Annotated in this window: 16 protein-coding genes; 11 read left to right on the top strand and 5 right to left on the bottom strand. The window is 46.9% G+C overall.

The features are described 5' to 3' along the window. Positions 1 to 614 precede the first annotated feature (614 nt). From MHB84_RS31310 to MHB84_RS31300, 3 genes are all read left to right on the top strand, one after another. Entirely contained in the window at positions 615 to 1,784 is a 1,170-nt protein-coding gene (locus tag MHB84_RS31310; protein WP_064638873.1) for a glucose-1-phosphate adenylyltransferase, read from the top strand. Between the two features lie 27 nt (positions 1,785 to 1,811). Next, entirely contained in the window at positions 1,812 to 2,915 is a 1,104-nt protein-coding gene (gene glgD / locus MHB84_RS31305) for a glucose-1-phosphate adenylyltransferase subunit GlgD (RefSeq protein WP_024631848.1), read from the top strand. Positions 2,916 to 3,247: 332 nt separating this feature from the next. Next, the gene (locus MHB84_RS31300) at positions 3,248 to 5,680 is read left to right on the top strand and encodes a glycogen/starch/alpha-glucan phosphorylase (protein ID WP_076290981.1); all 2,433 of its coding nucleotides are present in this window, start codon (positions 3,248 to 3,250) and stop codon (positions 5,678 to 5,680) included. Between the two features lie 111 nt (positions 5,681 to 5,791). Here MHB84_RS31300 and MHB84_RS31295 read toward each other — a convergent pair whose 3' ends face one another. Together MHB84_RS31295 and MHB84_RS31290 are read right to left on the bottom strand one after the other, a co-directional pair. Continuing rightward, positions 5,792 to 6,601, bottom strand: coding sequence for a CPBP family intramembrane glutamic endopeptidase (locus MHB84_RS31295; protein ID WP_076290982.1), 810 nt, complete (start codon positions 6,599 to 6,601; stop codon positions 5,792 to 5,794). 32 nt (positions 6,602 to 6,633) lie between these two features. Next, positions 6,634 to 6,762, bottom strand: coding sequence for a hypothetical protein (locus MHB84_RS31290; protein WP_256716893.1), 129 nt, complete (start codon positions 6,760 to 6,762; stop codon positions 6,634 to 6,636). Between the two features lie 429 nt (positions 6,763 to 7,191). On the opposite strand from MHB84_RS31290, the gene MHB84_RS31285 reads away from it, so the two are divergent. The 8 genes from MHB84_RS31285 to MHB84_RS31250 all read left to right on the top strand — a co-directional run bounded on the left by MHB84_RS31285 (position 7,192) and on the right by MHB84_RS31250 (position 17,324). Next, complete coding sequence (locus MHB84_RS31285) at positions 7,192 to 7,650, top strand: VanZ family protein (RefSeq protein ID WP_076290983.1); 459 nt, start codon at positions 7,192 to 7,194, stop codon at positions 7,648 to 7,650. Positions 7,651 to 7,770: 120 nt separating this feature from the next. Then, positions 7,771 to 9,462, top strand: a complete 1,692-nt coding sequence (locus MHB84_RS31280; RefSeq protein ID WP_076290984.1) for a glycoside hydrolase family 13 protein — start codon at positions 7,771 to 7,773, stop codon at positions 9,460 to 9,462. Between the two features lie 88 nt (positions 9,463 to 9,550). Beyond that, positions 9,551 to 10,243, top strand: coding sequence for a metal-dependent hydrolase (locus MHB84_RS31275; protein ID WP_063563389.1), 693 nt, complete (start codon positions 9,551 to 9,553; stop codon positions 10,241 to 10,243). A gap of 240 nt (positions 10,244 to 10,483) precedes the next feature. Next, positions 10,484 to 11,836 carry a C4-dicarboxylate transporter DctA gene (gene dctA, locus MHB84_RS31270; RefSeq protein WP_076290985.1) on the top strand — a complete coding sequence of 451 codons (1,353 nt, stop codon included), beginning with the start codon at positions 10,484 to 10,486 and terminating at the stop codon, positions 11,834 to 11,836. A 312-nt stretch (positions 11,837 to 12,148) separates the two neighbouring features. Then, a complete protein-coding gene (gene treC, locus MHB84_RS31265) occupies positions 12,149 to 13,870 on the top strand; it encodes an alpha,alpha-phosphotrehalase (protein ID WP_076290986.1) in 1,722 nt (573 codons plus the stop codon). Positions 13,871 to 13,899: 29 nt separating this feature from the next. Beyond that, the gene (gene treP, locus MHB84_RS31260; RefSeq protein WP_076290987.1) at positions 13,900 to 15,912 is read left to right on the top strand and encodes a PTS system trehalose-specific EIIBC component; all 2,013 of its coding nucleotides are present in this window, start codon (positions 13,900 to 13,902) and stop codon (positions 15,910 to 15,912) included. 264 nt (positions 15,913 to 16,176) lie between these two features. Continuing rightward, positions 16,177 to 17,031: a chemotaxis protein gene (locus MHB84_RS31255; RefSeq protein ID WP_076290988.1), complete on the top strand. Its 855-nt coding sequence runs from the start codon at positions 16,177 to 16,179 to the stop codon at positions 17,029 to 17,031. A 29-nt stretch (positions 17,032 to 17,060) separates the two neighbouring features. After that, the gene (locus tag MHB84_RS31250; RefSeq protein ID WP_076290989.1) at positions 17,061 to 17,324 is read left to right on the top strand and encodes a YkgJ family cysteine cluster protein; all 264 of its coding nucleotides are present in this window, start codon (positions 17,061 to 17,063) and stop codon (positions 17,322 to 17,324) included. Positions 17,325 to 17,421: 97 nt separating this feature from the next. On the opposite strand, the gene MHB84_RS31245 is transcribed toward MHB84_RS31250, so the two are convergent. From MHB84_RS31245 to MHB84_RS31235, 3 genes are all read right to left on the bottom strand, one after another. After that, on the bottom strand, positions 17,422 to 18,543 hold the full coding sequence (locus MHB84_RS31245) for an AbrB family transcriptional regulator (RefSeq protein WP_083679050.1): 1,122 nt from the start codon (positions 18,541 to 18,543) through the stop codon (positions 17,422 to 17,424). Between the two features lie 154 nt (positions 18,544 to 18,697). Then, positions 18,698 to 20,029: an MFS transporter gene (locus tag MHB84_RS31240; protein WP_076290990.1), complete on the bottom strand. Its 1,332-nt coding sequence runs from the start codon at positions 20,027 to 20,029 to the stop codon at positions 18,698 to 18,700. A gap of 77 nt (positions 20,030 to 20,106) precedes the next feature. Next, positions 20,107 to 20,811 (bottom strand): O-methyltransferase, encoded by a 705-nt coding sequence (locus MHB84_RS31235; protein ID WP_143764801.1) that lies wholly within the window; start codon positions 20,809 to 20,811, stop codon positions 20,107 to 20,109. Positions 20,812 to 20,851: the final 40 nt, after the last annotated feature.

Genomic DNA, 20,851 nt, shown 5'->3' with positions numbered 1-20,851 from the left:
AACCTCCAAATAATTTATAGTTATTAGTATATAATTTTCTGATAGATTGCTTTTGCAATTCTGATCATAACTTCTATACTACATCAATCTATTCGACACATTTCAATATATTCCTCTAAAAATTTACAAATAAATTGCCATTTACTGATTCATAAGACCTGCTTTTTTGATTTTATAGGTTTATTGGTCTAGTAGTGTCACAGTTTTACCATGAATTTTCCAAAAGGAGTTTGATCCCTTTTTATCGAATACAATATTTAATAACAGCGGCATAAAGGAAGGAGTGATATCCATTTAAACTTTTGTCGAAGTTTTCCAGCAAGATTCCTCAGCCCGTTTCGTGTTTAATGTTATATAGGAGTAGTGTATTGCATTTCTCACGGGGTACACCTTAATTTTTACATCCACCTATCACCTCTACACAACAAGTACAGGCAATTCTGCACGTATCATCTACTTTCAGACATTACAAAGAACAACGTTCGGCTGCAATTCTAAGTAACACAGTCTGTACAGCATGCTCCTAATCATGACAAAAGTGTCCACACAACAGCATATCGGATTATGGGCTCTGAAATGATTTAGAACGAATGCACATGGAGGAGGCTGTAATGATGGCAAAAAAAGAAGTTGTAGCGATGCTGCTCGCTGGAGGGCAAGGCAAAAGATTAAAGGGACTGACCAAATCACTGGCCAAGCCTGCTGTTTATTTTGGCGGAACCTACCGCATCATTGATTTTCCTCTAAGTAATTGCTCCAATTCTGGCATCGACACGGTCGGTGTATTAACCCAATACGAACCTCTGGTGCTGCACTCCTATATCGGCATTGGCAGTGATTGGGATCTGGACCGCAAAAATGGCGGGGTATATGTACTTCCTCCTCATGAACGTGAAGATGGTAGTAACTGGTACCGCGGTACGGCGGATGCGATCTACCGTAACCTGAATTTTATCGAACAATTCGATCCTGAGCATGTGCTCATCTTGTCAGGGGATCATATCTATAAAATGGATTACGAGAAGATGCTTCAATATCATAAAGAAAAGGATGCAGATTGCACCATATCGGTCATTGACGTTCCGTTGGAAGAAGCCAGCCGGTTCGGGTTGCTCAACACCCACGATGATTATCGCATCTATGAATTCGAAGAAAAACCTCCTGAACCCAAGAGCACGCTTGCTTCCATGGGTATCTATCTCTTCAAGTGGGATGTGCTGAAACGCTTCCTGATCCAGGACGAACAGCAGGCATCCACCTCCTATGATTTTGGCAAAGATATCATTCCCTTGCTGCTTGAAAATGAAAAATCACTATACGCTTATCCGTTTGAAGGGTATTGGAAAGACGTCGGTACAATCCACAGTCTGTGGGAATCCAATATGGACCTGTTGGATGAAGAAACGCCGTTTAATCTGAACGATCCGGATTGGCGTATCTATACCCGGAATCCAAATCAGCCTGCGCAATATATTTCTCCATCGGCGAAGGTGCGGAATTGCATCATCAGTGAAGGCAGTGTGGTACATGGTGAGGTTAAACACTCGGTGTTGTTCTACGGTATTGAGGTGGGAGAGAACAGTTCCGTAACCGATTCAGTGATCATGCCAAAAGTGAAGATCGGTCAAAATGTACGCATTCACAAAGCTATTATTGCCGAAGGATTGGTGATCCCGGATGGAGTACATCTGTCGCCCGCCCCTGAGGATGAAAGTGATATATTGCTAGTCGATCAGGAAGAACTGGAACGTCAGCTTCTCGAGGGAATGACAAGCAAAGCCTAATCTAAACCCCAAAGGACGGTGCATGCGATGAAACCATTGATCGGAGTTATTAACCTTGACCATGAGCTTGAGGAATTGAAGGAATTGACGTACTTTCGCTGTGGAGCCGCGGTGCCTTATGCCGGGCGTTACCGTCTGATTGATTTTGTATTATCCAATATGATGAATGCTGGCATTGAGAGTATCGGTGTATTTGTGCGTCGTAAGTACCGTTCACTCATGGATCATCTGGGAGACGGTAAGCCGTGGGATCTGGATCGCAAGCATGGCGGTATGTTTATTTTACCACCAGACTGGAACGATCCAACCGATACGTCACAAGGGGATTTGCAGCATTTTCACAATAATCTCGATTTCTTCCGCCGGGGTTCAGGGCAATATGTAGTCCACGCAGGTAGTCGGCATGTAACCAAAGCAGATCTGCAGGACGTGTACAGATACCATATAAGCAAAGGCGCGGATGTAACGCTGGTCTGCAAAAAAGTGGATCAACTGCTGCCTGAGCATGATGCCTGTGTCAAAGTTGAAGATGACGGGAACGGTAATGTGGTGGACATTCACCAAAGCGCCGATCACCCGAATATATATACAGAAATTTTCATTATGGAAAAAGAACTGTTCCTGCGCCAAGTGCAGCGCTGCATCGCTCATGGCGAAAGCCATTTCTTCCGTGATGTAATTCAGAAAAACCCGGATGGCTTGAACATTGCGGCGTATGCCTATGATGGCTATCACGCCGTGATCAATTCGATCGATAGCTATTACCGCAACAGTCTGGAATTGTTGAATAGCGGACTGTATGAGCAGCTGTTCAAGGAACAACCTGTTCAAACCAAGATTAAATACGAGGCACCTGCCAAATACCTGGATACTGCTGAGGTGAAACATTCCTTGCTTGCGAACGGCTGCATTGTGGGCGGAGAAGTCGAAGACAGCATCCTGTTCCGTGGGGTGCATGTGGCGAAGGGGGCCAAAATTAAAGGTTCTATTATTATGCAAAAATGCTACATCGGAGAAGGCGCCGTTCTGGAGAACGTCATTCTCGACAAAGATGTAAAGTTAAGCGGCGGCCAGACGCTGATCGGCGACCCGTCGAACCCGTATATTCTGGCGAAGAGTACTATTATCTAATACCAACACTTAACCGATATCATCTATAAATATATATAAAATAAAAATCCTGTAGGATGGATTTAAGGTTCATGAGCGAAAGTTGAAATGCAACTTCGATTGTGCTTGCCAACGTGCAAACGTAGTGGAGGGAACGAAATCGATTCTGAAGAAGCGTAGCGTTCGCCTTTATCACTGTATTTTCACATCTGAATAATAGAATAAAGAAAATACAGGGATAACAGCGATCGAAAGAACGATTCGTACCCGTAACGGCCACTTTGCAGAACATTGAGCACTTGAGTGTATGAACCGCTACCACCCTACAGGATTTCACCGGGAGGAACCTTCTTTTGTTTGACAACAAGGAAACGTTCAAGAGTATTTTTAGACGCAATCTGGTCAGCAAATTGGGAAAACCATTAGCAGAAGCAACGCAGGAGGATGTCTATCACGTACTTGGAAGCATGATCCGCGAATATGCGGGTCAAGATTGGGCGGCGTCGAATCAGGGGTTTAAGCAGCGCCAGGATAAACAGGTCTATTACTTCTCGCTGGAATTCCTGATTGGACGTCTGCTCGGCAACAACCTGTTAAATGTGAATGAATTGGAACTCGTCCGAGACAGTCTGGCTGAACTGGGCTTCTCTTTGGAAGAAGTGGAAGAACAGGAGGCGGATGCAGGGCTCGGCAACGGAGGTCTGGGAAGACTCGCAGCCTGTTTTCTGGATTCACTGGCTTCCCTCGGCTATGCAGGACATGGATGCGGAATCCGTTATAAATATGGCTTGTTTGAGCAAAAAATTATTAACGGCAATCAGGTCGAATTACCCGATAATTGGCTCGAGAAGGGCAATGAATGGGAAGTGCGCCGTCCGGACAAAAAGGTGGAAGTGCAGTTCTGGGGCCGTGTGGAAGCCTATGAACAGGATGGACATTACCAATTTGTCACGAAGGATGCCGAATCAGTTGTAGCTGTTCCTTATGATGTGCCTGTGATTGGTTATGGCCAGCCCCATGTAAACACCTTGCGATTATGGAGTGCGGAGCCCAAGCGGGAGACTTCACTCGATACCCCTTCGAACTATTACGGATATCTGGATTACAGCCGTTCGGTAGAATCGATCTCGGAGTTCTTGTACCCGGATGATTCCCAATACGAGGGCAAGCTGCTTCGTCTGAAACAGCAATATTTTATGTGTTCGGCAGGCGTACAGAGTGCTTTGCGTACATTTAACAAGCTTGAGCTTTCGTATGATCGATTGCCGGATAAAGTGGCGTTCCATATTAACGATACTCATCCAACACTCGTGATTCCCGAACTGATGCGCATTCTGATCGATGTCAAAGGATATGGATGGGATGAAGCGTGGGATATTACAACCCGCACCGTATCGTATACCAACCATACAACGTTAAGTGAGGCGCTTGAAAAATGGCCTGTGGCCATGATCAGCAAGCTGCTGCCACGCATTTACATGATTATTGAAGAGATCAACAAACGTTTCTGCGGCATGCTGCTTGAACGTTATCCCGGAGACCAGGATCGTATCCAGCATCTGGCTATTGTTGCGAACGATCAGGTGCGGATGGCTCATCTGGCCATTGTGGGCAGTCATAGCGTTAACGGTGTTGCGGCATTGCATACCGAAATATTGAAGGAACGGGAAATGGCTCCGTTCTATGCACTCTATCCGGAGCGCTTCAATAACAAAACGAATGGCATTACCCATCGCCGCTGGCTGATGCATGCCAATCCGAAGCTGTCGAATCTGATCACAGATACGATTGGAAGTGAGTGGATTAGGGAGCCGGGCAGACTGAATGAGCTGGTAGGCGTTGCAGACGATGCTTCATTCCAGCAGCAGTACCATTCCATTAAACGTAATAATAAGGAGCGACTGGCCGCGTACATCCTGGATCATACCGGGAAGGCTGTCAATCCGGATTCCATCTTTGATGTACAGGTGAAAAGGCTGCATGGGTACAAACGGCAGCTGCTGAACATTCTGCATGTTATGCATTTGTATAACCGTCTCAAGAGCGATGCTTCGTTTGATATTGTGCCACGTACGTTCATTTTTGGAGCAAAGGCAGCGCCGAGTTATTATTTTGCCAAGAAAATTATCAAGTTGATTAACACGGTTGCAGATACGGTCAATCGCGATGTAGCCGTGAAAGATCGTCTACAGGTATTTTTCCTGGAAAACTACTCGGTCTCTCTTGCCGAGAAAATTATTCCTGCCGCGGACGTTAGCGAACAGATTTCAACCGCAGGCAAGGAAGCCTCCGGTACGGGGAACATGAAGTTTATGATGAACGGTGCGTTGACCATTGGTACTATGGACGGCGCGAATGTGGAGATGGCAGAGCAGGTTGGTCAAGACAATATGTTTATCTTTGGTCTGAGTGCAGACGAGGTGCTTGAATATTACCGCTCCGGCAGTTATCGGCCAAATGAGATTGTACAGCAGGATGAACGAATTAGGGAGGTAGTGGAGCAGCTGGTACATCCGGGAACGTTCTGTGAGCGTGATGGTGAATTCTGGGATATCTATGATTCCTTGCTGGCCCATGGTGACGAGTACTTTGTATTGCGTGACTTTGCTGCCTACGCCGATGCGCATGCTGCCATTGATTTGGCATACCGCGATGTAGCGGGCTGGACACGTAAGTCGGTGCTAAATACCGCTCAATCTGGCATTTTCTCCAGTGATCGCACTATTAGTGAATATGCGACTGATATCTGGGGCATTCATCCGGTTTCCGGACACTGGAAAGGTTAAATAATTATTGTTTAACAATGAAATCCCCTTGTACACTAGGTGGATCTCTGTTGGGTTCATAAACCTTTATCAGAGATCACTCCTTGTTGCACAAGGGGATTTTTGTATGAATCAGCCGATTGGTCGGGACACACTTGGAGCGCTATCACGCAGCTTTTCACGACGAAGGATGATCGGAACTGTGATTACTGCAGCGATCACCAACAACGGAGCTAATAAACCAGCGATGGGTAACGCCGATGCGCCATTCGCTGAGAAGACGCTCAAGTCCCAGAACCCGTGCAGGAATATGGAGGCCACGAGTGATCCGGTAGACCGCCGAGCGAGGTAGAAGATCGAACCGAGGCCAAAAGCGATCATTACCTGGAACAGGGCACCCGCTCCAATGCCCAAAAACATGTTCGGCAGGTGGAAGACTGCGAACATCGCTGTTGAGAGCAGCCAGACCCCGGTTTCCCCGAATCGGCTGCGCAGAGCAACCATTAACTGACCTCGATTGATCATCTCCTCATTGAAGCCGACCATGATACTGCCGAAAATGAGATACAGCCACATGAGGGGGGTGACACGGGTGAAATCACCGATTAGCATGTTCACGATCGCGATGACCATCATGATGATCGGGAGAGTCATTGTCGATCGAGAAAGACGCCGCCTTTCAACCAGGCTAGGACGCCACCATCCGTAGATCGTGACCATTGTGATGGTCAGCACGGCACCGCCGGACAGCGGTGCTATGTACCAGAGAAGAAGGGTCCGCTCACTCTCACCCACTCGCGTGTAATCAATGCCGTTGAGCAAGAAGATCGCGTAGAAGACTGCGCTGTATAGGAAATATGTGAGAACACCCCATCCTACGCGGGGACGAACCCGAAGGGCAGGGTCCAAAGTTTCTTGAAGCTTGTCCCTATTAATTGACATGATAAACACTCCCACTATACAATAATATTTTTTTATTTGCTCATTTTTCTTATGATTTTAACTTCGATTAAGTCAAGATATAGTCCCGCAAAGTCTTTGGTAACAGTGCCGACAATTTTGCGGAGTTTCATACCGAGGATGCGAACGTCCAGTCCTTTCATTTCACCCCACCTTCGACGCGCGCTTTTAAATGGTTAGGACCATGAGTCCTCCTTCCCGTAAATTCTATTATCTCTTGTGTTAATTCTTCGAATGATCCAGAAATCCAACAAGAAGCTTCGGTGACGAGGAGCATATTTTGATTACTGGCTTATTTAAAATTCTAGTTGCCCAAGTTAAATAGAAGCTAACCAAATGGATAAAAACCAGCTAAATTTTCACTGCTGTAGTTTAGGTTCTGTTTAGGTAACGATGTGGTATAAAGGATGAGGCAGACTGGGCCGAAGTCTAACTATGAACGAAGGGAAGGACAGGATTTTGAGGTGACAGATATACGGAAGTCCACGCCTGAGCAGCTGGACATGAAGATCTGTATCCCTTTAAAATAGACCTACCGCTCTGCGGGAAAAAAAGTCGGAGGAATTCAGACAATGAACGAACGTTCGTGGCTCCACTCCAGGTGGATGCTTGCTATCGTTGCCTGCATGGCAGTACTGTACACGTTGATTATGGGCAACTTGCTATTTGTCAGCGGGAGGACGCCTGGCGTGAATTATCAATATAACTTGGTACCATTAGAGACAATTAAGCCCTTACTTTTTGAAAAGAACAGATACCATACGGAAGCCTGGGTGAAGAATCTGTTCGGAAACATTGTTTTATTCATACCGCTTGGAATATGGATACCATGGTTATTCCGCATGTGCCGAAAGTTTTTACTATTTACAGGTATTGTTGTAATGCTTTTGTTAGCTGTTGAGATTACGCAATTGATTACCCGTGTTGGTTCGTTTGATGTCGATGACATTATTTTGAATACGTTGGGTGCCTGGATTGGATACATAGGGTTTACCTTATTCATATATTCACAGAGAAAGACTCGAAAATAAACTGCGAATAGCGGTCAAAGATCGGGTCTTTTTGTGTTCATGGATCTTTTCTGTTTATAAGAAGAGCATTTCGGATAAAACATACTAACGGGTTATATAGTAAAGAGTAAAGAAAGCGAGGTGGTCTATATCGTTTGGTGGAAAGAGAGTGTGGTGTACCAGATCTACCCCAACAGCTTCAAAGATTCCGATGGGGACGGTCAGGGTGACTTGCAGGGGATATATGATAAGCTCGATTATTTGACTGATCTGGGCGTGGATGTAATCTGGATCTGTCCTATTTACGATTCACCTGGTCATGATAACGGATACGATATCCGTGATTATTACTCCATTTTACGTAAGTACGGCACGATGGAGGATTTCGACCGTTTGCTGGCGGAAGCGCACAAGCGTGGTCTCAAGATCATGATGGATCTGGTACTGAATCATACGTCGGATGAACATGCGTGGTTTGCCGAGTCACGTTCATCGAAAGTGAACCCGAAACGGGATTATTATATTTGGCGTTCAGGTAAAAATGGTCAGGTTCCAAACAACTGGGAGTCCTACTTTGGGGGTTCTGTGTGGAAGCATGATCCGGAGACGAATGAATATTATTTGCATCTCTATACTGAACACCAGCCTGACCTGAATTGGAACAATCCACAGATGGCAGAAGAGATGTATGAGATGGTGCATTGGTGGTTGCAAAAAGGTGTGGATGGTTTCCGTTTCGATGCGGTGGCCCATATCGCCAAGGCAGAGGGGTTACCCAGCGCACATAATCCGGATAATCTGCCGGTCGTTCCTGCGTACCAGCTTTTTTCCAACCTCGAGCAAGTACATTCGATTCTGAACAAACTTAACGACATGATCCTGAAGCCTTATGGTCCAATGACTGTTGGGGAGACTTCCGGGCTTGGACCGGAACAAGCGCTGGCCTATGTTGGGACAGATCGGAATGAGCTCAATATGGTGTTCCAGTTTGAGCATATGTTTGTGGATGCTCAATCATCCGGAATCGGCAAATGGAACTATCGGGAATGGAGGCTGCCCGAGTTGAAAGAAATAATGAGCCGCTGGCAAACCGTACTGCATAACAGAGGCTGGAATGCCAATTACATGGGCAATCATGACCAGCCGCGCCCAGTATCCCGTTTCGGTGATGATGGAAAGTACAGAGTGCGCTCTGCCCAAATGCTGGCTACGTGGATGCTCACCCTGGAAGGTACTCCCTACATTTATCAAGGGGAAGAGATTGGCATGACCAATGTTGCTTTTCCTGATATTGAGGATTATCGTGATATTGAAACGATGAATTATTATCGGCAGCATATTGGTCAGGGGCGAGCGAAACATGAAGTCATGCAAGCGATCTGGCGCAAGAGTCGTGATAATGCACGTACACCGATGCAGTGGGATGATACGAAACATGCCGGATTTACCGATGGTGAGCCATGGATTCAGGTGAATGCGAACTATCCTGAGATTAATGTGGAGGATGCCGAACGTGATCCCCAGTCCATTTTGCATTATTACCGTAAACTAATCGCTCTTCGCAAACAACATAAAGTACTTATCTATGGAGCATATGAGCTGCTTTTGCCGGATGATCCCGATATTTATGCCTATACCCGGACGCTGGATGATGAGCAGATGCTGGTTATTCTGAATTTCCGGCAACATGAGCCTGAGATGCAATGGCCTGAAGGGTGGAACGAGGAGAATGCCAAGATGGTCATCAGCAATGTCAGTAAACGATATTCCACCGATAAGGGCGAGATTCTTCTTCAGCCTTATGAAGCACGGGTTTATCGAATGCAGCGATGAGGCGTTATTTTGCTTTGGCGAAGAGTTTTGAATTATAATATAGGTTGAAAATCAAACTAACGAACGCATATGTCAGGAGGATACCAAGTTGCTGAATATTACTTACCACGGACACTCCAGTGTACAACTGGGCACAGAAGAGAAGTCGTTAATCATTGATCCTTTCCTGCGTGGCAATGAACTTGCTGTCACCAAACCGGAAGACATCAAGACCGATGCCGTTTTACTGACACATGCACATATGGATCACATTTTGGATGCTGAACCGATCGCCAAAGCCAACAATGCCAAGGTGGTTGCGATTGTGGAACTGGCTACATATATGTCCTGGAAAGGTCTGGACACTCTTGGCATGAACATGGGTGGAACGGTGGATCTTGGTTTTGCGCAAGCCAAAATGATTCAGGCTTTCCATACATCCGGGATCGTGCTGGAAGAGGAACAACGGATCATGTACGCAGGATTGCCTGCAGGATATATTATTAACATTGGTGGCAAAACCATTTTGCATGCCGGTGATACTAGTCTGTTCGGTGATATGAAAATGATTGGCGACCGCCATGATATCGACGTAGCACTATTGCCTATTGGTGGACATTTCACCATGGGACCGGAGGATGCTCTGCAGGCTGCTGAATGGTTCAATGCCAAGCTGACGATTCCAGTACATTATGATACGTTCCCGGTGATTCGTCAGGATGCCGAGAAGTTTGTGGAGCAGCTTGCTTCCAAAGGTCTGGAAGGCCGTGTGCTGGCACCGGGACAATCTCTTACCTTGTAATGCTCTATTAATCACTGTTCAATCATAAAAGCAATACAAAGCTAAAGACGAATATCACATCAAGATAACTGACGTGATATTCGTCTTTTTTCGGTTCCAAGTTCAATTTAGCACGCCTCAGTTGGTCCGAATGACAAAAATCTTGAAATCCCATTGTTGAGGTTCGAGCTGCAATGTTATAAAAAATTACACGGAAACCAAACGGAAATCCGAATTGACCGAAAAACAGGGGGAGCGTTCATGTCATTTGTGAAATCATTGTTTTTTCAAATTATTGTAGCGGTTATCATCGGGATTGGTGTAGGCATTCTGTGGCCTGATCTGGGCAGTCTGCTGCAGCCGCTCGGAACAGGTTTCATCAAGTTGATCAAAATGATCATTGCTCCATTAATCTTTATGGTGATCGTGACAGGCATTGCCAAAATCGGTGATCTGAAATCAGTCGGACGCATTGGGTTTAAAGCCATTCTGTGGTTCGAAATCGCTACGACGGTTGCGCTGGTCCTTGGACTCGGCACAGCGAACCTGCTTCGTCCGGGTGCAAGCATGAACGTGGACCCCTCGACCCTTGATGCAAGTGGCATCGAAGCCAAAACCAATGGCTCTGAACTGCCGCATGTCGTCGACTTTATCATGAATATTATTCCAACAAGTGTTGTAGATGCATTTGCACAAAATGCATTGCTGCAAGTGCTGCTCGTTGCCTGTTTGTTCGGGGTAGCCTTGGCAGCAACGGAAAGTAAGGCGAAGGAGAATGTGCTGACGCTAATTGAAAATGTACTGGGTATCTTATTCCGCATTATTGGGTACATTATGAAACTGGCACCGATTGGAGCATTCGGAGCCATGGCATACACTGTTGGAGCATATGGAGCATCCACGCTGTCCTCCTTCGGCTTGCTGATTATAGCCTGTTACGGAGCAGCGTTACTGTTTCTGGTGATGCTTGCACTAGCTGCCTGGTGGATTACAGGACTGAACTTTTTGCAATTTGTAAAATATACACGTTCCGAAGTGATGCTGGCGATTGGTACAGGCTCCTCGGAAGTCGTTATGCCTCGCATGATGGACAAGCTGACCAAAGCAGGCTGTGATCGTGCTGTCGACGGCCTTGTGGTTCCGACGGGGTACTCCTTCAATCTGGACGGAGCCTCGATCTACCTATCGCTGGCGACCGTTTTTCTGGCTCAGGCGGTTGGCGTTGATCTGACACTGGGACAAGAGATTACGATTTTACTGGTGTTAATGCTTAGCTCCAAAGGTATGGCGGGTGTACCTGGCTCCGCATTCCTTGCTTTGTCTGCTACAGCAGCGGCTCTGAATGCATTCCCGGTAGCTGCTGTTGCCTTACTGCTCGGTGCGGATCGTTTCATGGACACCATGCGAGTATTCACGAATCTGATGGGTAACTGTGTTGCGGCATTTGTCGTGGCGAAGTGGGAAGGACTGCTGGACCAAAAACGCATGCGGGCTGTACTGTCTGGCGAGATCAGTGCCGAAGAGCTGGAGAGAGAAGAACAAGCGTCGATATCCCCGGTGAAGTTGAACAAAATGGAACAGGGAAAAGGAATGGTTTCGACGGACATGCTGTAATAAACAGGAAGTGAAAGGGCTTCGTATGAACTTTTAACTGATCCTATCTTTAAATTTGAACCGTCTGTTTACCCGCATGAAATCATGGGGTAACAGACGGTTTTTTCGTTTCAGATACAGATATCATGGAGTTCTCGAACGCATGCAGCAAAATAATTGTTACAGAGGAATCATTAATGGGGAATGTGTAGAAGAGGAAAAAGATAGCATATTGAAGTTTCAACTTGTATATACATGTTTAGTTATGTAATATATAAATGGAGTTAGGCCAAGAGAACCACATAAGCAATACAATTTATTGGAGGCGTTAACATGAGTTCAACCAACACAACTTCATCATCGTGGTGGAAAACTTCCACGGTGTATCAGGTATATCCCAAGAGTTTCAACGATACAACTGGATCGGGCACCGGAGACATTCGGGGATTGACCGAAAAGCTGGATTACTTGCAACATCTCGGTATTGATATCGTGTGGCTGCAGCCCGTATATGTCTCTCCACAGCATGATAACGGTTATGACGTAGCGGACTATTATCGGATTAATCCTGATTTTGGTACGATGGAGGATTTTGACGAACTGCTTAAAGGTCTGAAGGCACGTGACATGAAGCTGATGATTGATATTGTGGTGAATCACTCTTCTACGGATCATGAGTGGTTCCAGCAATCGCGTTCTTCCAAGGATAACCCATACCGCGATTATTATATTTGGAAGGATCCTGCTCCAGACGGCGGTGTGCCGAATAACTGGCAATCCAAGTTCGGCGGACCTGCTTGGCAGTATGATGAGCAGACAGGACAATATTTCCTGACGTTGTTTGACAAAACACAGGCTGATTTGAATTGGGAGAACGAGCAAGTACGCAAGGCAGTACGGGACATGATCAAGTTCTGGGCGGAGAAGGGTGTGGATGGTTTCCGTATGGACGTCATCAATCTGATCTCCAAGGACCAGCGTTTCCCCGACGATGATGGTAGCGTTTCCCCAGGCGACGGACGTAAGTTCTATACCGATGGACCACGTGTGCATGAATACATTACAGAGATGTATGAAGAGGTATTTGGACCACATAATATGGTAACGGTTGGGGAGATGTCCTCGACTACGCTGGAGCACTGCATCAAATATTCAAACCCTGCTTCCCGGGAATTCTCGATGACGTTTAACTTCCACCATCTGAAAGTGGATTATCCGAATGGACAGAAGTGGGAACTGATGCCTTACGATTTTGAAGCGATGAAACAGTTATTTAGTGAGTGGCAGACAGGTATGCAGGCAGGTGGCGGATGGAATGCGTTGTTCCTGAATAACCATGATCAACCGAGGGCGTTGTCTCGTTTCGCAGATGATGGCGATTATCGTGCTGAGAGTGCCAAAATGCTCGCTACGACCATTCATGGCATGCAGGGAACACCTTACGTATACCAAGGCGAAGAGATCGGGATGCCGAATCCAGTCTGGAACGACGTTAGCGAGTTCCGTGATATTGAATCGACCAATATGTATCGACTGCTTCAGGAAGAACGGGGCAAATCCGCGGAGGAAGCATTCCAAATTGTGAAAGAGCGTTCCCGAGACAATTCCCGGACACCGATGCAATGGGATGGAAGCGACAATGCCGGATTTACAACGGGTACACCGTGGATCAAAGTGGATGAACGATATCCATCGATTCATGTGGCTCAGCAGATGGCTGACCCGAATTCGATCTATTATCACTATCGCAAACTGATTGCTCTTCGCAAACAGGTTGGTGTGCTGACCGACGGTCTGTATGAACGTTTGGACGATACACATCCGGACGTATTCGCATATGCGCGGACCAATGGAAGCGAAACGCTGCTAGTGGTATCGAACTTCAGCAAGCGGGACGTAAAATTTGCTTTCTCTGAAGCCGTCTGGAATGACCACATTGCGGGTAAATCAGCAGAGCTGCTGATTGGCAATACGGAGGTATCGCCTGTACTCGAGCAAGAAATCTCCCTGAGCCCGTATTCATCCTATATGTGGCTTGTACCGCAACAGGACTAATTCACATTATATAAATGGGAAGTGACAATATGGCAATTGATAAAAAACAGGTTGAGGAGATCGTACGCGCGGTCGGCGGCAAAGAAAATATCGAAGCTGCAACGCATTGTGTCACACGCCTCCGTTTTGCCCTGTACGACGAAAGTAAAGTAGATACGGAAAGTCTGGAACAGAACGATCTGGTCAAAGGCCAGTTCTCCTCTCAAGGACAATTTCAGGTAGTCATTGGACCTGGGCTTGTGGATAAAGTGTATGATGAAATGATTCAGATTACCGGAGGCGAACGTGCTTCCAAGGATGACGTGAAGGCTGTTGCGGGTAAAAAGCAAAACCCGATTCAGCGTGCGATCAAAACGCTATCTGACATCTTCATCCCGATCCTGCCAGCCATCATCACAGCCGGTCTCTTGCTCGGTATTAATAACATTCTGACAGGGCCAGGCATATTCTTTGATGGAAAATCACTGGTGGATGTATATCCAGCATGGAAGGATCTCGCATCTATTATTAATACCATCGCGAGCACAGCCTTTACCTTCCTGCCTGCGTTAATTGGTTGGTCCGCTGTAACAAGGTTCGGCGGCAGTCCGTTGCTCGGGATTGTACTTGGTCTGATCCTGGTTCATCCCGACCTACTGAGTGCTTATGGCTATGCCAATGCAGTCAACGAAGGCACCGTGCCTACGTGGAATCTGTTCGGTTGGCATATTGAGAAGATCGGTTATCAGGGGCAGGTTCTGCCGGTATTGGTATCAGCCTATCTGCTTGCCAAGCTGGAGATTTTCCTGAACAAAAGGGTGCATGATTCGATCAAACTGCTGGTCGTTGCACCTGTCACTTTATTGATTACAGGGTTCCTGGCATTTACAATCATTGGTCCGGTTACATTTGCCATTGCGAATGGAATTACATCCGGCTTGATCTATATTTACGATTCATACGCGGCTCTGGGCGGTCTGATCTATGGTGGACTGTACGCATTGCTCGTTATTACAGGGATGCACCATACGTTCCTGGCGGTCGACGTACAGCTGATTGGTAGCCAGGGCGGAACGTTCCTGTGGCCGATGCTAGCGCTGTCCAATATCGCGCAAGGTTCAGCCGCACTTGCCATGATGCTTGTGCTTCGTGAGAAGAAAATGAGAGGACTGGCTGCAACTTCATCCGTCTCCGCCTTCCTCGGCGTAACCGAGCCGGCGATCTTCGGGGTGAATATCCGTTATCGTTACCCGTTTATCTTCGGTATGGTCGGTTCTGCGATCGGCGGTGTACTGCTTACGATGAATAATGTTCAGGCCACCTCTATCGGTGTAGGTGGCGTACCTGGATTCCTGTCCATTTTCCCGAATAAATGGGGAGTATTCTTCATCGGTATGGCGATTGTATTGGTTGTTCCGTTCGTGCTGACTGTTCTTTTTGGAAGAGCGAAGTTGAGAAAAGAAGACCGCAACGCAGATCAAGCTACTGTAGCTGGTGGTCAAACACCTTCAGCGAAATCTGCTTCTAGCACAACTACAACAAATGCAGTTGCAGAGCCACACACACGCAGTGCTGCTCAGGTGGCGGATGAGCCTGTGAATACACTGGAAATCATGGCACCATTAACAGGTAAAGCTGTTCCGCTTGAACAAGTACCTGATCCAGCGTTTGCAGAGAAACAAATGGGTGAAGGGGTTGCCATTGAACCTTCTGGCAATCAGGTCGTTGCCCCGTTTGATGCTCAGGTTGCCCATGTCATCAAGAGCAAACATGCTGTCATTCTTGAGCACGCGAGTGGCTTGCAGATTCTGATTCATGTCGGGATTAATACGGTATCGCTCAAAGGCGAAGGTTTTAACATGCATGTTGAAACTGGAGAGAAGGTAAGAGCTGGGCAAACGTTGCTTGAATTCGACCGTAAAGTGATTGAAGCTGCGGGATATCCGCTCATTACGCCAATCATTATCCCGGATGGTCAGGACATGGTTGATCGGGTGGAGGTCACTACAGGTGATGTTACATCCAATCAGAACGGTGTGCTTAAGGTTCATTTGAAAGGTTAAGTATACGAACAAATGGGGAGCTGCGATATTCGCAGCTTCTTTTTTCATCTCGATACCGAGATAAAGCTGAACACATACCGTTTTACTCTTTATAGATTTCGTTTTTTTTATTTATATCGTGGTAAACTGTATCTAGGATACATGTGGCAAAATCTCATGTTCACAGCGATCGGAAAGCTTGTTTATCAGGACTATGCATGTTCAGGTTGAGAAGTTCATATGGTTCAAAGAGAGTGGCTAGTCAATGGACGGAGGGGGAGAGCCATGACTCGTGTTGCGGTAATGGTCATTCATGGTCTGGGTATGCAAAAGGAAAATTATGCGGATACACTGATTTCGCGTTTGCATAAGGAATTGGATCAAGTTATGGTGTTGCCGGGAGCAGCCAAACAGATGCTGGATATTGAGCCTGTATTTTGGGCTGACGTATTTGAGGATCGGGAAGAGGCGCTGTTTCAGCAGCTTGTCAGCTCTCAAGGATTGAACTATCAAGTGTTACGTCGATTTGTAATACATTATCTGGCGGATGCCGTCGCGTATCAACCTGTGGAAAATCAAGGGCATAACTATGATGCGGTACATTATTCGCTGAATCGGGCGATGCACGCACTTGCACAGCGGAATGGGCCAGAAGCTCCACTCTGTATCATTGCACATAGTTTGGGCGCGGTGATTGCAAGTAATTTTTTCTATGATCTGCAATATCCGTCTACTCGTACACCTTCCATCGTGGATGTTACTTCCGCATTGGAACGGGGAGATACCTTAACGAACTTTTATTCCTTTGGAACGACGTTGCCATTATGGAGCTTACGGTATCATGATTTTAGCCGGCCGATTCAGGTGCCTTCACCACTGGCAGGTCAGTACTTTCCTGGTCTGGAAGGGGAATGGATTAACTTTTATGATCGGGATGATATTCTGGGTTACCCGCTGCGCCCTATTGATCCTGCCTATGAGGCAGCGGTCAACGAAGACGTGGAAATTAATTCTGGCGGTGTAATTGGGAGCTGGAATCCGTTGAGTCATGGTGGATATTTCTCGAATGGAACCATGAATCGGAGAATCGCACAAGGTTTGGCGCGAACATGGACGTGGGTGAATCGTGGATCAGGTTAAATGTCAGTTATGGAAGGAGGACAATAATTATGGAATGCAGGACAGGCTGTGCCGCATGCTGTATCGCAATTTCGATCTCATCGCCGATTCCCGGGATGGCTAACGGCAAGCCCGCAGGTGTGCGTTGTGTACAGCTGACGGAGGACAATCGCTGCGGAATCTTTGGTCAGAAAGAACGCCCCGCTGTATGCAGCGGATTACAGGCCTCGGAAGAGATGTGTGGCAGCACGGACCAGGAGGCGTTTGAACGTTTGAGCTGGCTGGAGCAGGAAACTGCCCCAAGTTCAGCGTGACTGTCGGGTCTATTCATAGTACGAGTAAACAAGTAAAAGAGAGTATCCACAGCCTGAAATCAGTCGGATACTCTTTTTGGTATGTCCACTTCCTATTTTACGTGACCGAAGAGTGGGTGCTCACCTCTTTTTTCCTCAACATATGCATGAGAATTATCTTAAGGAGCGAAGAGACGATAAAGAAAATAAATAAGATGCGAAACAACTGATATCCGGACACCACCGATAGGTTGGCATTGACTTCATGAGCCATGATACTCATTTGGTCCATTCCGCCAGGTGCCATGCTCAGCAATGATGTAGCCGCCGAGAGGGAGAACATCTTCATTAATATATAGCTCAAGCCAAGCGAACCTGCAATGAGGAGAACACTGCTCGTGATTGCGAGTGTTATGGTTTGCATTTTGCGTTGCAGCTGCTGAGGACGAAGCATCAGACCCACATGACTGCCAATCATCAATTGCGAAATGTTAAGCAGGGACGACGGCAGATTGGGTGTGTGCATTGTTGTGCTTAATTGAATAACACACATGACGATCATGGGCCCAAGCATAAACGCTGTCGGAAACCGAAGCTTGCGTGCAATCCACGCACCAGCGACACAGAGCGGGGCATAGAGCAAGATTTCGGGAAAGAGTGTTGCCCAAGTTGCTGTCTCGATCATTGGTTGGTGCAAGCCTCCACCTGTCGTTCCGCCGATCCATGGACTAAACAGCAGGAACGGAACACAGAATACAATCATGATCAGGCGCGTGACCTGCAAAAAAGTAACGAGCGTCAGATTGATGGATTTCATCTCATCCGCAAGGGAGACCATCTGCGACAGCCCACCAGGAATGCTGCCAACCAGCAGGGAGGGAAAGTCAAAGTCTGTCAGCTTTGAAGCAACATAGGCGGTCAATGTACATAATCCGATTAAGAGCAGGGTCATGAGCAACATCATAGGTAACTGGTGCAGAATGCCTTGCAGTGCTTCTCTCGTCAGTGTTAATCCGATCGAGTAACCCACGATTAGAATACCATAGTCCCGAATGGAAGCGGGCCACATGAGCGGCAGCTTGGCAATCTGTGAACCAACCAGCATAAAAATCATCGGGCCAAGAAGCCAAGGAATAGGAGTGTGGATCACTGTAAATAGTAACCCGCCAATAACGGAGACACCCAAACTTAGAAAAAACCGAAAGACAACGTGGGAACCGAGCTTGTGTATCAGTTCCATCCGCGTCGTTTTTCGGCTGCATGAGGTAGATTGAAGTACATGTAAGATCACTCCTGATGATATGATACAATGATTGATCCTTGGACGGTGATTGGTTCATTACGAAGCAGGACAGGCAGCTGATTTATCCACTGTCCTGCTGAATGGTTATCATTTATCTGTTCGCCGCGAGAACACGGGCAGATGGCTTCGGTTCTTTGAACATCATATAGTACATCAGCGATGAAATCACGTATAAACTGCCTGTAATGCTGAACGTGATCGCGTAACCCCAATACGTGCCATAAGTGGTTACGAGGTAGGATTGAACGGGTCCCATCGTAGCCCATCCAATCATAAAGGCGGTCTGCATCAGTGAATTGGCGATTCCACGGCGTTTGTCTGATACTCTGTCCACCAGAATGGCGGATTGAATCGGATTAGCTGCATTCATCAGCGCTTGTCTGAATAAGAAACTCACCGAAGCGATGAGCAGCAGATTCGTGAAGCCGGTCAATAGCAGGAAGGGCAGTGACATGATCTGAAAGATGACGACAGCTCGAACACTGCCCACCTTGGCCGCAAGTGTAGGTCCAATCAGCATCGATACAATGGTCATGATCTGACCCAATGAAATGAGCAGACTCATGGCACTTAAGGAGACCGAAAAACGGTTGGTGAAATACAGATTCAAATAAGGCACAACCAGTCCAGAACCAAACCCAATTAATAATTGGGTTATGACAAATTGACCGATCAAACGGGAATCTTTCTTTTGGTGAAGAGTATCGTTATTACTGCCTTGTTCTACGGAATGAACGACATCCTGTTTGCCATCGGTTGCAGATGTTGCAGATTCAATGACAGGTTGCGCCGGAGTATCCGCTTGCGGAGCCTTCTTATCTTCGGATACAAATAACATCGGAATAAACGCAACCAGTGTAGCTGCACCACCTACGAACAATACTGTCTGCAAACCCGTGACTTTGGCAAGGCCGGCTGTATGAAGCAGGTCTGCAAAAACGCCACCACCTAAGCTGCCGAGTACCTGAGAAGCGAGTACGAGGGAGGAGTAGTAGCTGAACATCTTCAGTCGTTGACTTTTCTTCACATTCTCAGCGAGGAAAGGAATGGCCAGTACTTGAAATACGCCAGCGAAAAGTCCTGAAAATACAGCAAACCAGATCAGTCCGCTAGCAGAATAATCGAAGGAACGGCCAATCAGAAAGATTCCGCTGAACAATGCGCCGGTAATCAGCAGCCGCTTACGGCTAAAGAAATCGCCGCATAGTCCGATGGGAACAAACATAATCGCTGTCGCAAGTGATTGAATACTTACAATCTGGCCGTTCATTGTATCATTGTAGCCTAGACCCTGAATGTACAAATTGTACAAGACAGAGAACATGCCATTTCCGATCTGATACAAGATGCTTGCCAGAAAAAACAATTGAATATTGCGGGACCAGCCCCGAATTTCAGCATGAATCTGTTGTAGAAGTCTCAAGTGGTTTCCCCCAGTCTGCCTGTGCAGTGATTTTAGTTTAACAGGAATGGGGGATTTGAGGAAGAATTGACCACCGTTTATTTTGCAGTAGGGGATTCCAGCACTCGGGCAATCACGAATCCATCGTAGCCTTTAGTGCCTACAGTCTGCAGTGCTGTAGCTTCAAGACGCGGGTTATCTGCAATTAATTTCAGGAAAGACTGAACGCCCTGAACTCTATTGTCCGTACTGTCTGCATTGATAACTTCGCCGTCCCTGACGATATTGTCACCAATAATCAGACTTCCCGGACGAGCCAGACGCAGCGCCCATCGCAAATAGTCGGGATTACTCGGTTTGTCAGCATCAATGAAGATGAAATCAAAGGGTTCTCTGTACTCTTCCTGAACGTCGGGAAGCGTAGTCAGGGCAGGACCTACTCGAAGATCAACCTTGTGCATAAGTCCTGCACGCGTGAGGTTGGTTCGTGCCATCTCTGCATGGCGTGGCTCTGCTTCCAGTGTGACGATACGTCCGTGGTCGGGAAGGGCTCTGGCCATCCAGATCGTACTGTATCCGCCAAGCGTCCCGATTTCCAGCACACGAGTTGCCCCTTGTATTTGAAGCAGGAGCTGAAGCAATTTCCCTTGATTAGGTGCTACATCATGAGCGGGCAAGCCGGCTTCCGCATTGGTACGTAGTGCCTGCTCCAGCAGGGAATCCGAGGGGATTAATAAGGTGTTCAAATAGTTGTCGACTTGACTCCAGGTTTGCTGTTGAGCAGAACCATTCACATTGTTCATCGTTATCTGTTCCTTTCCGATTGCCATGTATTGGATTTCA

It is taken from the genome of Paenibacillus sp. FSL F4-0087 (assembly GCF_038020215.1).
In the GTDB taxonomy this organism is placed as follows: Bacteria; Bacillota; Bacilli; order Paenibacillales; family Paenibacillaceae; genus Paenibacillus; species Paenibacillus taichungensis.
The sequence above is the reverse complement of the archived record's forward strand: the minus strand, read 5'-3'. Positions and strand labels throughout refer to the sequence as shown.